At 33.5% G+C, this 12,595-nt stretch carries 14 protein-coding genes; 6 read left to right on the top strand and 8 right to left on the bottom strand.

The annotated features are described in order from the left end of the window. Positions 1-104: 104 nt before the first annotated feature. The 4 genes from ACSVH9_RS09895 to purN all read right to left on the bottom strand — a co-directional run bounded on the left by ACSVH9_RS09895 (position 105) and on the right by purN (position 4,191). Entirely contained in the window at positions 105-2,003 is a 1,899-nt protein-coding gene (locus ACSVH9_RS09895) for an amidophosphoribosyltransferase (protein ID WP_438063576.1), read from the bottom strand. A 71-nt stretch (positions 2,004-2,074) separates the two neighbouring features. Next, positions 2,075-2,998: a PfkB family carbohydrate kinase gene (locus tag ACSVH9_RS09900; RefSeq protein WP_438063577.1), complete on the bottom strand. Its 924-nt coding sequence runs from the start codon at positions 2,996-2,998 to the stop codon at positions 2,075-2,077. 113 nt (positions 2,999-3,111) lie between these two features. Further along, positions 3,112-3,582: a ribonuclease HI gene (gene rnhA, locus ACSVH9_RS09905; RefSeq protein WP_438063578.1), complete on the bottom strand. Its 471-nt coding sequence runs from the start codon at positions 3,580-3,582 to the stop codon at positions 3,112-3,114. A 45-nt stretch (positions 3,583-3,627) separates the two neighbouring features. Next, positions 3,628-4,191 carry a phosphoribosylglycinamide formyltransferase gene (gene purN / locus ACSVH9_RS09910; RefSeq protein ID WP_438063579.1) on the bottom strand — a complete coding sequence of 188 codons (564 nt, stop codon included), beginning with the start codon at positions 4,189-4,191 and terminating at the stop codon, positions 3,628-3,630. 175 nt (positions 4,192-4,366) lie between these two features. Here purN and ACSVH9_RS09915 point away from each other — a divergent pair, with 175 nt between their 5' ends. The 6 genes from ACSVH9_RS09915 (at position 4,367) to ACSVH9_RS09940 (ending at position 9,732) form a co-directional block, all read left to right on the top strand. After that, positions 4,367-4,603: an acyl carrier protein gene (locus ACSVH9_RS09915; RefSeq protein ID WP_007137004.1), complete on the top strand. Its 237-nt coding sequence runs from the start codon at positions 4,367-4,369 to the stop codon at positions 4,601-4,603. 186 nt (positions 4,604-4,789) lie between these two features. Then, positions 4,790-6,043: a beta-ketoacyl-ACP synthase II gene (gene fabF, locus ACSVH9_RS09920; RefSeq protein WP_438063580.1), complete on the top strand. Its 1,254-nt coding sequence runs from the start codon at positions 4,790-4,792 to the stop codon at positions 6,041-6,043. 6 nt (positions 6,044-6,049) lie between these two features. Then, on the top strand, positions 6,050-6,790 hold the full coding sequence (gene rnc, locus ACSVH9_RS09925; protein ID WP_159689596.1) for a ribonuclease III: 741 nt from the start codon (positions 6,050-6,052) through the stop codon (positions 6,788-6,790). 113 nt (positions 6,791-6,903) lie between these two features. Beyond that, positions 6,904-7,392, top strand: coding sequence for an IPExxxVDY family protein (locus tag ACSVH9_RS09930; protein ID WP_159689593.1), 489 nt, complete (start codon positions 6,904-6,906; stop codon positions 7,390-7,392). Between the two features lie 5 nt (positions 7,393-7,397). Further along, entirely contained in the window at positions 7,398-8,828 is a 1,431-nt protein-coding gene (gene pyk / locus ACSVH9_RS09935; protein ID WP_438063581.1) for a pyruvate kinase, read from the top strand. 133 nt (positions 8,829-8,961) lie between these two features. Further along, the gene (locus ACSVH9_RS09940; protein ID WP_438063582.1) at positions 8,962-9,732 is read left to right on the top strand and encodes a Bax inhibitor-1/YccA family protein; all 771 of its coding nucleotides are present in this window, start codon (positions 8,962-8,964) and stop codon (positions 9,730-9,732) included. Positions 9,733-9,767: 35 nt separating this feature from the next. Here the strand turns inward: ACSVH9_RS09940 and ACSVH9_RS09945 are convergent, their stop codons facing one another. From ACSVH9_RS09945 to ACSVH9_RS09960, 4 genes are all read right to left on the bottom strand, one after another. Next, positions 9,768-10,283 (bottom strand): PAS domain-containing protein, encoded by a 516-nt coding sequence (locus tag ACSVH9_RS09945; protein ID WP_438063583.1) that lies wholly within the window; start codon positions 10,281-10,283, stop codon positions 9,768-9,770. A gap of 94 nt (positions 10,284-10,377) precedes the next feature. Continuing rightward, positions 10,378-11,460 (bottom strand): DNA polymerase IV, encoded by a 1,083-nt coding sequence (gene dinB / locus ACSVH9_RS09950; protein ID WP_438063584.1) that lies wholly within the window; start codon positions 11,458-11,460, stop codon positions 10,378-10,380. A 139-nt stretch (positions 11,461-11,599) separates the two neighbouring features. Further along, positions 11,600-12,085 (bottom strand): septal ring lytic transglycosylase RlpA family protein, encoded by a 486-nt coding sequence (locus tag ACSVH9_RS09955; protein WP_438063585.1) that lies wholly within the window; start codon positions 12,083-12,085, stop codon positions 11,600-11,602. A gap of 62 nt (positions 12,086-12,147) precedes the next feature. Next, complete coding sequence (locus ACSVH9_RS09960; protein ID WP_438063586.1) at positions 12,148-12,570, bottom strand: hypothetical protein; 423 nt, start codon at positions 12,568-12,570, stop codon at positions 12,148-12,150. Positions 12,571-12,595 lie beyond the last annotated feature (25 nt).

Here is a 12,595-nt window from a genome sequence, read left to right on the forward strand (position 1 = left end):
TACTAATATTATGGTGTAGTAAACTTACTGCAAAGCTATATTACTAACAATCTTTTCCGATGAAATGCATAAAAATCCGATTAAATGCATATTTTATGATTTCTTTAATACGCTCTTGCGTCTTTACCCTCATAAAAATTCATAAATGCTCGATTGACAACACGGTTACCTCCAGGTGTAGGATAATCACCCGTAAAATACCAATCCCCTAAATTTTTAGGACAAGCTATATGTAAATTTTCAACTGTTTGGAAAATAATTTTTACTTCTGCATTGATTTCAGATGAACTTAGCATTTCTGCAATTTTATCTGATATTTCTTGTGGCGTAAATGGATCATATATCGCACTAACATAATTCACAACTTCAACATCTTTAAAGTTTTCTTGTGCTTTACACTTAGCATAAACTTCATCAACTATATGGTACAGATTTCTTTCTTTAAGCAACTCCAAGGCAGCTTTAAAAGCAATCAAACCTTCAAGCTTAGCCATATCAATTCCGTAACAATCTGGGTAACGAATTTGAGGCGCTGAAGAAACCACAACGATACGTTTAGGATTCAAACGATCCATCATTTTGATGATACTTTTCTTAAGTGTAGTACCACGAACAATACTATCATCAATAATCACTAAATTATCTGTAGGCTGAACCACTCCGTATGTCACATCATAAACGTGAGCCACTAAATCGTCCCTACTACTGTCTTCTGTAATAAAGGTTCTTAATTTAGCATCTTTGATCGCTACTTTTTCAGTTCTGATTTTAACTGCTAATAATTCTTGTAAACTCTCAGCTGTTAACGTATTTCTATTAGCTAAAATATAATTGTTTTTTCGTTGATTCAAAAAATCCTGAGCAGCTTCTACCATACCAAAGAAAGAAGTTTCAGCAGTATTCGGAATATAAGAAAAAACAGTGTTATCCGTATCGTAATCAATTGTTTCTAGAACAGCCGGCAATACCAGTTTCCCTAACATTTTGCGCTCTTTATAAATCTCGGCATCACTACCTCTTGAAAAATAAATTCGCTCAAAAGAACATGCCTTTTTTGTAATTGCTGGAAGAATTTCTTGCATAGAAACCGTTCCATTCTTTTTGATTATCAAAGCAGCTCCTGGATCAATTTCATGTACTTTTTCAAAAGGCACATTAAATACTGTTTGAATCACTGGTCGCTCTGAGGCTACAACAACAATTTCATCATCCTGATAAAAATAGGCTGGTCTGATTCCTGCTGGATCTCTAAAAACAAATGCATCTCCATGACCTAAAAGACCTGCCATAGCATAGCCTCCATCAAGATTTTTGGCAGCACGGCGCAGAATCTTTGCGACATTTAATCGCTCGGCTATTACAGGCGAAGCTTCTCTTTTATTTAACCCTTCATTTTTGCAATCTTGATACAAATCAGTCACTGCATCATCAAGAAAGTGACCAATTTTTTCCATCACTGTAACGGTATCCGCCATCTCTTTTGGATGTTGACCTAACTCAACCAAGTTTTCGAAAAGTTCTTTAACATTGGTCATATTAAAGTTTCCAGCTAGAATCAAATTACGATGCATCCAGTTATTTTGACGTAAAAAAGGATGAACACTTTCGATACTGTTTTTTCCAAAAGTACCATAACGAACATGTCCTAAAAACAACTCTCCCAAATAAGGAATATTTGCTTTTTGAAGTGCTACGCTTTCAGCATATTCAGGGTTAAGAGTAAGCTCTTCGTTAATTCTTGAATTAATCTGAGCAAAAACATCTTGAATTGGTTGTGCATGATTAGAACGCACTCTACTTATATATCTTTGACCAGGCTCTACATCTAATTTTATACTTGCAAATCCAGCACCATCTTGTCCTCGGTTGTGCTGTTTTTCCATAAGCAAATACATTTTTTGGATGCCATAAAAAGCCGATCCATATTTTTCCTTATAGTATTCAAGTGGCTTAAGAAGCCTAACTAAAGCGATTCCACATTCGTGTTGTAAAGCGTCACTCATGGTATTTGTTGTTGTGTTGTATTGTATTAAATTGTGTATTAAAAAAAGCTCAGTTTCCTGAGCTTAAGTCATTATAGTTCGATATCAAATTGCGTTAAAGCCTTGAACTGTTTCAATCGCTGATTCACTTCATTTTCTTCTAAACTTACCATTCTTTCGGTTCCAAACTTCTCAACACAGAAAGAAGCCAAGTTTGACCCATAAATGATACCGTTTTTCATATTTTCAAATGAAATGTTTTCACTTTGAGCAATGTAACCTGAAAAACCACCTGCAAAAGTATCACCCGCACCTGTTGGATCATAAACTTCCTCTAAAGGTAAAGCAGGAGCAAAAAACACTTCATTATTATGAAATAAAAGCGCTCCGTGTTCTCCTTTTTTAATCACTACATATTTAGGTCCAAGGGTATGAATTTTTGCAGCCGCTTTTACTAATGAATATTCTCCAGACAATTGTCTAGCCTCTTCATCATTTATGGTAATTACATCTACACGCTTAATCACATCTAGCAATTCAGGTAGCGCACAATCCATCCAAAAATTCATAGTATCTAAAACTACTAATTTTGGAGTAATTTCCATTTGATCCAAAACACTACTTTGAACTAATGGATGTAGATTTCCAAGCATAACGACATCAGCATCTTTGAAATTTTGAGGCACTTTTGGTTGAAAATCTGCCAAAACATTAAGTTCTGTAACCAATGTATCTCTTGAATTCAAATCATTGTGATACAAGCCACTCCAAAAGAAAGTTTTCCCCCCCTTAACGATTTCAATTCCAGATATATCAATATTTCTAGAAGTCAATAAATCTAAATGCTCTTGAGGAAAATCATCACCTACTACAGAAACAATAGCAGATTGTAAGTTGAAAAAAGAAGCAGACAAACCAATATATGTTGCCGCACCACCTAATATTTTATCTGTTTTCCCAAAAGGAGTTTCAATTGCGTCGAAAGCTACTGTTCCAACAATCAATAATTTATTCATTTGCTGTGTTTCGAATTAAGGCGCAAAGATAGTTTATAAAGTGTAAAGTTGCAACGATTCAAAGGCCGAAAGCACTAAAGACAAAAAGTTTTGATTTTCAATAATTTACAGAATTATTTCTCTTCATTTTCATAAAAAGAATCGATAGAAAGTTGCTTTTGCTGTGAAGCCATTACAGCCAATTCATCACAACGTTCATTTTGAGGATGATTATTATGACCTTTAATCCATTTAAAATCGACTTGATGTTTGCGATATACTATTAGAAAGCGTTTCCAAAGATCTGCATTTTTTCTTCCTGCAAAGCCTTTTTTCTCCCAGCCTAATACCCATTTTTTTTCAACAGAATCCACAACATATTTGGAATCTGAAACTACAAGGACTTTCATATTTGGCTTTTTGAGTTTTTCTAAGCCTACAATCACGGCCAAAAGTTCCATCCTATTATTTGTAGTAAGACGAAAACCTTCATAGAACTCTTTTTTATGAGGTGTTCCTACCAATTCCATTACCACACCGTAACCTCCATTTCCTGGGTTTCCCTTAGCCGCTCCGTCAGTGTATATATGAACTTGATGCCCCATTATAATTTCTTTAATCAAGATTAATGTCTAGTTATTTGAGAATATTTAATCGTTCAACAACGTATCAATAACCTGAGGAAAATGGTCTTGTTCTAATTTATGAATTTTTTCTGCTACAATTACTGGAGTATCCTCTTCTAACAATGCAACACTTTTTTGAAAAATAACAGCCCCTTCATCATAATTTTCATTCACATAATGAATAGTGATTCCAGTCTCTTTTTCCTTGTTAGCAACCACAGCTTCGTGAATATGCATACCATACATCCCTTTCCCACCAAACTTTGGCAATAATGCGGGGTGTATATTTATAATTTTATTGGGATAAGCATCTATTAGATTTTGAGGAACTTTTAGTAAAAAACCAGCCAAAACTATCAAATCTGGTTCAAGCAAATTAATTTTTTGTAATAAAAAACCTTCATTAAGTTCTTGCTTTGAAAAAATTTGTGTTGGAACAGTATACTTTGAAGCACGTTCAATAACTTTTGCAGAAGGATTATTGGTCAAGACACTCACCACCTTCGCTTTTGATGTATTCAAAAAATATTTTATGATATTTTCTGCATTTGTACCCGATCCTGAGGCAAAAACAACAATTCTTTTCATCTTACAAATAATTTTATTTTGCAAAAAACGGCATAAAAAACGAAAAAAAACAGCTTTGTTGCTCCTTTGTTAAAATAAATTTTAGCATTTCTACTATACATTTATTAACTAAATAGTAGTTTTAAAATAAAGTTTTTTATTTTTGCCAACAAATTAAATTCTAAAATTAAAGATTATGTCAGACATTGCATCAAGAGTAAAAGCGATTATCGTAGACAAATTAGGTGTTGACGAAAACGAAGTTGTAACAGAAGCTAGCTTCACAAACGATTTAGGAGCTGATTCATTAGACACTGTTGAGCTTATTATGGAATTCGAAAAAGAATTCGATATTCAAATTCCAGATGATCAAGCAGAAAACATTGCTACTGTAGGTCAAGCTATCTCTTACATCGAGGAAGCAAAAAAATAATAAACTTTCACCCGTTTGTATTATAACAAGCGGGTGTTATTATTTTTACAAATCAATTAAATACTTACAAGAGGATTTGTCCTCTTCAAAATACTTATATTGTAATACCCATGTCTCTTTTGTACTTTTCATACAATAAAGAATGCGTGGGTTTTATTTGTTTAAAGCTAACAAAATACATACGTTATGAAATTAAGGCGAGTTGTTGTTACAGGACTAGGAGCATTAACCCCTATTGGAAACACAATTGAAGAATACTGGAATGGCTTGATCAACGGAGTTAGTGGAGCAGCACCTATTACTTATTTTGATGCTTCAAAATTTAGAACTCATTTTGCATGCGAGTTAAAAAACTTCAATGTAGAAGATTTTATAGACCGCAAAGAAGCGAGAAAAATGGACCGTTATGCACAATATGCTATGGTTTCTACTGAAGAAGCAGTGACTGATGCTGGTTTTGACCTTGAAAAAATAGACAAAGACCGCGTTGGTGTTATTTGGGGATCAGGAATTGGCGGATTAGAAACATTTCAAATCGAAATGTTGAATTTTGCAGCTGGTGATGGTACTCCAAAATTCAACCCGTTCTTCATTCCAAAAATGATTTCTGATATTGCATGTGGACATATTTCAATTAAATACGGATTCAGAGGACCAAATTTTGCAACCGTATCAGCTTGTGCTTCTTCTACAAATGCAATCATCGACGCTTTTAACTATATCCGTTTAGGTCATGCAGACGTAATGGTTACTGGAGGTTCTGAAGCAGCTGTTACAATTGCAGGTATGGGTGGATTCAATGCAATGCACGCTTTATCCACAAGAAACGATGACCCAAAAACCGCTTCTAGACCAATGGATGCAGGACGTGAAGGTTTTGTTCTTGGTGAAGGAGCTGGAGCACTAATCCTTGAAGAATACGAGCACGCTATAGCCCGTGGAGCAAAAATTTATTGCGAAGTAGGTGGTGGCGGTATGTCTGCAGATGCACACCATATAACAGCTCCACACCCAGAAGGATTAGGAGCCAAAAATGTGATGCTTAATTGCTTGAGAGATGCCGGATTACAACCAACAGATGTTGACGGTGTAAACATGCACGGAACTTCAACTCCTCTTGGAGATGTTGCAGAATCAAAAGCTATTCAACATGTATTTGGAGAACATGCATACACAATGAATTTAAATTCAACAAAATCCATGACTGGCCACCTACTTGGTGCTGCGGGTGCAATAGAAACAATTTCTTCTATTTTATCCCTAAAACATGGAATAGTTCCTCCTACCATTAACCACACTACTCAAGACGAAAACATAGATGCGAAATTAAACTTCACATTCAATGTAGCTCAAAAAAGAGATATGAAAGTAGTAATGAGCAACACCTTTGGTTTTGGTGGACACAATGCATGCGTTTTAGTTAAAAAATTAGAGCTATAATTATATATGAATATAATTAGAAAAATATTTTCAAAATCCCGTTCTCTTGAAGACGGGATTTTTTTTAATTCACTCGAAAAAATATTAGGCTTTCCACCAAATGAATTAGAACCTTACCGAAAAGCATTTACCCATAGATCCTCAAATAAACTTGACAAACAAGGAAATCCAATGAATTATGAACGATTGGAATTTTTGGGAGATGCGATGTTAGGATCGGTTATTGCTGGATATTTATTCAACAAAGCTCCTTATGGCGACGAAGGATATCTAACCAAAATGAGATCAAAAATTGTTAGTAGAGAACACCTCAATGAACTCGGGAAAGATTTAAAATTAATTCAATTCATCGAAAGCAAAGTACCGGTTCAACATTTTGGTGATAACATACATGGAAATATATTTGAATCATTGATTGGCGCCATTTATCTCGACAAAGGATATGAGTTTTGCGAAAAATTTATTAATTCACGCGTTATCATTCCTTACGTTGACATTAGCAGACTTGAAGGAAAAGTTATCAGTTACAAGAGTTTAGTTATTGAGTGGTGTCAAAAAGAAAAAAAAATGTTCTTTTTCGATATTTTTGAAGACAATGGTATAGATGGACAGCGCCTATTTGGTGTTCGATTAAGCATAGATGATAAAGTAATTGCCAAAGCAAGAGCTACTTCCAAAAAGAAGGCAGAAGAGAAAGCAGCTCAACGAGCCTATTTTGCATTTCAAGAAAAAATAAATAAGAAATAATCCTAATTTTCTTAAAGCTATATCGTTTTCGTTAACGTTTTAACAAAATCATATCAATCTTTCTTAGAAAATCATCCTTAGATATAGTATCTTTACTGCTATTTATTTTTGAAATGGCAGTTCATAAAGTAAGTCTAAACGAGTTTGAGGAAGTTGAGTATGCTATCATAGCCATACATACCACTGTAGAAGATTATCGTTTGGCCTATTTTATCAATAAGGCCTTAAACATTAATCTTGTTAAGAGCCCAAAAGACATTTTGATCCACATAAAAGAGGGCGAATCTTTTTTTTCGAGATACTCTTATTATGATTGTAAAAAAGATAGTACTTGGCATCTGATTCAAAATAAAAATGAAATAACTCAGAACAATGCCCAGTTAAAATCCAATTTATTTTTTGATCAAAATATAGAAATAGCAGCTCAAGTATATTTAATACCTGAAATGAAAAAAACAGACTATTTCTTGAAGATTGAAACTTGCCAGAGTAATTTTAATAGTATAAAAACTGTAGCTGCTTTAAACACTATTGAAATCATAAATATGGTTTATAGTGTAAAAACAGAAACAATAAAATCGAAAAACAATTTAATTTTTTAATACCAATGCTTACAAACAAAAAAACGAAAATTGTAGCCACTTTAGGGCCTGCATGCAGCACAAGAGAAATCATTAAAGACATGATTGAAGCAGGAGTTAATGTGTTTAGAGTAAATTTTTCGCATGCCGATTACGAGGATGTAAAAAATAAAATCAGCATCATTCGAGGTTTAAATGAAGAATTTGGGTACACAACTGCAATATTAGGCGATTTACAAGGCCCAAAACTACGAGTTGGTGTGATGGAAGACGGAGCATTTGTTAATGAAGGAGATCTTATTACTTTCACAACTGCCGAAGACATTATTGGAACTTCTAAAAAGGTATTTATGAAATACCAAAACTTTCCAAACGATGTAAATCCAGGAGAAAGAATACTTTTAGACGATGGAAAGCTTATTTTCGAAATTGTTGAAACAGATAAAAAAACCGAAGTACTAGCAAAAGTAATTCAAGGTGGAGAATTAAAATCTAAAAAAGGAGTTAACCTTCCAAATACGAAAATCTCTCTTCCGGCTATGACTGAAAAAGATATTGCAGATGCAAAATTTGCAATTGAACAACAATTAGATTGGATTGCACTTTCATTCGTAAAAACTCCAAGAGATTTACAAGACTTACAAGAACTAATCGCTGAGCATTCTGAATTCAAAATTCCAATTATTGCCAAAATCGAAATGCCAGAAGCACTAGAGAATATGGACAAAATTGTAGCTTTTTGTGATGCTCTAATGGTGGCTCGTGGAGATTTAGGAGTTGAACTTCCTGCTCACGAAGTGCCATTGGTACAAAAAGAATTAATTAGAAGAGCTAAAACTGCAAGAATACCTGTAATCGTTGCCACTCAAATGATGGAAACAATGATTACAAGCTTAACTCCAACTCGTGCAGAGGTGAATGACGTTGCGAATTCCGTAATGGATGGTGCCGATGCAGTAATGCTTTCTGGAGAGACAGCAACAGGTAACTACCCTGTTCAAGTTATTCAGAAAATGACACAAATATTAGAAGCTGTTGAAGATTCTCCGCTTATTAATGTTCCTCAAAACACTCCACAAGTAAAAACCAATCGCTATATCACCAAAACAGTATGTCACCATGCTGCAATGATGGCCAATTCAATCAATGCTAAAGCGATTTGTACATTGACCAACAGTGGTTATACAGCGTTCCAAATTTCAGCTTGGAGACCGAATGCTCACATCTTGGTATTTACTTCAAACAAACGTATCCTTACGCAACTTAATCTATTGTGGGGAGTTAAATCCTTTATGTATACGAAAGATGTAAGTACAGACGACACTGTAACTGATGTAAACGAGATTGTAAAAGAGAAAGGTTTTGTGAAAAAAGGAGATTTCCTAATCAATTTAGCTGCAATGCCAATCAAAGATAAAGGAATGGTTAACACTTTGAGAGTTTCTGAAATAGCATAACTCCTAAAGTATCAAATTATAAAACGCTCCATTTTTTGGAGCGTTTTTATTTACATTTTATTTCAAAATAATCAGGAGTATTTATATCTTTAACCATCAATAATTTTCATTCCATAACTATAAAACAACACTTATGGCTTTTAATAATTCGAATAATCCGTTTTTAAACAACAAAACATTTAAAAATCAAGGAAACTCAAACGAAGTACACGAAGCAACAATTATTGACTTTGCTTCCGAGATGACCTTATCAGGTACCATAAACAAAAGTATGGCCTTATTTTTACTTCTAACTGCTGCCGCATCTATCACTTGGTGGATGGCTTTTAATGGAATGAACCCAATTCTACCAGCAATTGGTGGCGCAATAATTGGACTTATACTAGTAGTGATTGCGGCTTTCAAACCACAACTTTCGCCTTATCTTGCTCCAGGTTACGCCGTTTTTGAGGGATTATTTATTGGAGCAATCTCAGCCATTTTCGAAGCTAATTACCCTGGAATTGTTTTACAAGCAGTAGGTGCAACTTTTGTTACTTTTTTGGTTTGTTTTGGCCTATACAAATACAAAATTGTCAAAGTAACTGAACAATTTAAATCCGTTGTAGTAGCAGCTACATTAGCGATAGCAACTTACTACTTAATTTCTTGGATTTTTTCAATGTTTACAAGTTTTACACCTGTACATTATGACAACTCATTAATGAGTATTGGTATAAGTGCTTTTGTTATTATCATTGCCGCGTTGAATTTATTTTTAGACTTTGACAGAATTGAACAAGGGGTAGCGCAAAAAATGCCTAAATATATGGAATGGTATGGAGCTATGGGCTTAATCATAACCCTAGTATGGCTTTATATTGAATTTTTACGATTGTTATCAAAACTATCTAGCAAAGATTAAAAATAGAAAGGGCAGTCTGTTTAGACTGCCCTTTTTCATAATGCTTTTTCAAAAGCTATAAAGTGTGTTAACTTACCTTTTTTGTTTTTTATGGGATAACCTTTAATTAGACAATCATAAGTTTTACCATTTTTTTTATAATTAATAACTTTTTTCTCAAAAGGTAATTCTTGATTGATTTTATCTCGAATTTCTCTAGAAGTAACCTCATTTGTTTTTGAGCCTTGGAAGATTTTAGGACTTTTACCCAACACTTCCTTTTCTAAATACCCATTCATTCTCGATAAATTATTCGAGGCGAAAACAATTTTTAAATTATTATCCGTCAAAATAACCACATCTTCTAATAGAAAATCTCGCAAACTTATATCATCCATTTCAGATACATTCCTAGATAAAATAAAATTCAATCGATTGTAATCATCAAAGGACTTCATAATATTTCCTAAAAATTCTTTATGAAAACTCATCGAAACCAACGATGTCGTTTTTACACTCAAAGTACTAAAATATTTAGCCTTAGCATTTTCATAATCATTAATACAGACCATCACTAGTAATTTTAATTCGTCAAATGTACCTGATTTTTAAAAAGTACAAACACATTTTTTAGGATTTAACTGTTGTTGAAGTGTACTTCTCAAATTAAAAATCAAATTGTAGCTGTATCACTACTGTCTTCTTTTGCTCGGTATTTAAATTACTCAATGCTATTCCAAGCAAACGAACTGAATCTTTAAGCCGTTCTTGATACAATAACTCTTTTACTATTTCAAATATTAAGTTCTTATCAGAAATATAATAAGGCATTGTTTTACTCCTAGTTTGAAGAGAAAAATCACTATACTTTATTTTCAAAGTGATTGTTTTTCCGGAAATAGCATGTTTTTGTAATCTCTTTTCAATTTGTCCGGAAATGGATTCTAATTGTTCGAGCATAAAAATCTCAGAAGATAAATTAACATCAAAAGTATGCTCAGCAGCTACAGATTTAGTTGTTCTTTTAGCCTGCACTGGACTATTATGAATACCTCTAACCACTTGAAAATAATAACTACCTGATTTTCCAAAATGCTGTTCTAAAAATTCTAATGTTTTATTCTTTAAATCTAAACCAGTGAAAATACCCAATTGAAACATTTTTTCAGTAGTCACCTTGCCCACACCATAAAATTTCTGAATAGGTAAATTTTCTAAAAAAGGAACAATTTCATCGCCACTGACCGTTTTTTGCCCATTTGGTTTGTTGTAATCACTGGCAACTTTTGCAATAAATTTGTTTACGGAAATTCCTGCAGAGGCAGTGAGACCGACTTCAGATAAAATCCTTGCTCTGATTTCTTTAGCCAATAAAGTAGCACTAGGATTTCCTTTTTTATTATGAGTAACATCTAAATAGGCTTCATCCAAAGAAAGAGGCTCAACAAGATCAGTATATTCATAAAATATACTTTGAATTTGCTTGGAAATCTCTTTGTAACGATCAAATCTTGGTCGAACAAAAATCAATTCAGGGCAATACTTTTTGGCCAAAACACCACTCAAAGCGCTTCGAACTCCAAACTTCCTAGCCTCATAACTAGCTGCAGATACAACACCTCTATTTTCATTACCTCCAACAGCAATAGGCTTCCCTTTCAATGCAGGATTATCCATTTGCTCTACAGATGCATAAAAAGCATCCATATCAATGTGAATAATTTTTCGTTGAAAATTGCTAGTATCCATCCCCAAATATATTCATTATCAACAAAATTAAACAACTTTACTAAACAGAAAAAGCCTAGAATTTGACATCCTAGGCTTTGCTATATTTGTTGTCTAAAAATCTAAATCCTCTATTAAAAGGTTAACTAAAGAAAATTCCTTATTTTTTCACAATAGTTTCAATCGTAACTTTCATAGAACCCGCAGCTCTTGATGAAGCGATGGCCATAAACGCTTTCTTAGATAAATCAATTTCGCGTGATTTAACAAAAGGACCTCTATCATTAACTTCAACAATCACTGATTTACCATTACTTTCATTAGTCACTCTAATCTTAGAGCCAAACGGTAATTTTTTGTGCGCAGCAGTCATTTTATGCATATCAAAGCGCTGTCCACTTGCAGTCCTACGTCCATGAAATTTATCTGCATAATAGGAAGCATGACCGTTTTTTTTATACACTACATATTTTACATTTGGATCAAATATCGAGTCTTGTATCAATGTTTGAGGCAAAAGATTGGTCTTTTCTTTTTTTATTGTGTCTTTGGAACTAGACGCTTTTTCTTTCATTAAAGAAGGAGCCTGACTATATACTATCCCAATGACAACAAATAAAAAAAGTAGGGCTAATAATTTCTTCATTTAGTTTTTTTTAAATTAATACTACATTAAAACAACTGGTAACACAACAGTTGCTTTAAAAATTAAAGCCACAGAGACCAAGGAATCCTGCTCAAAATAAGAAGCAATCCTAAACCATAAAAAACAGCAAATGTCTTAAATTTAGCAGTAGCATCCGTTAGTTTTTTATGTTTTGACCAACCAATAGTAATCAAAACAATTGCTATGATATTGATTAAAGGATGCTCTAATGAAGTTAAACGAAGGGCTTTGTCTGACATTTGTCCAAATGACGCCAAACCAAGTGGAGAGACAAAATAGGTTACCAATCCTATAACCAATTGAATATGAGTAAAGATTAAAGCAAACAAGGCTATTTTTCGATCTTTTGCGGTAAACTCTTTTTTGGAAGATAAACCAATCAGTGCATTAACTACTGCTACTACTAAAATTAACAAAACTAAATAAGCCCAACCAGAGTGAAATTTTTGTATGAATTCGTACATATACTATCTATTTTAGAATTTCAAA

Origin of the sequence: Flavobacterium sp. RSSB_23, from assembly GCF_051547145.1 — a bacterium.
Classification (GTDB): Bacteria; Bacteroidota; Bacteroidia; order Flavobacteriales; family Flavobacteriaceae; genus Flavobacterium.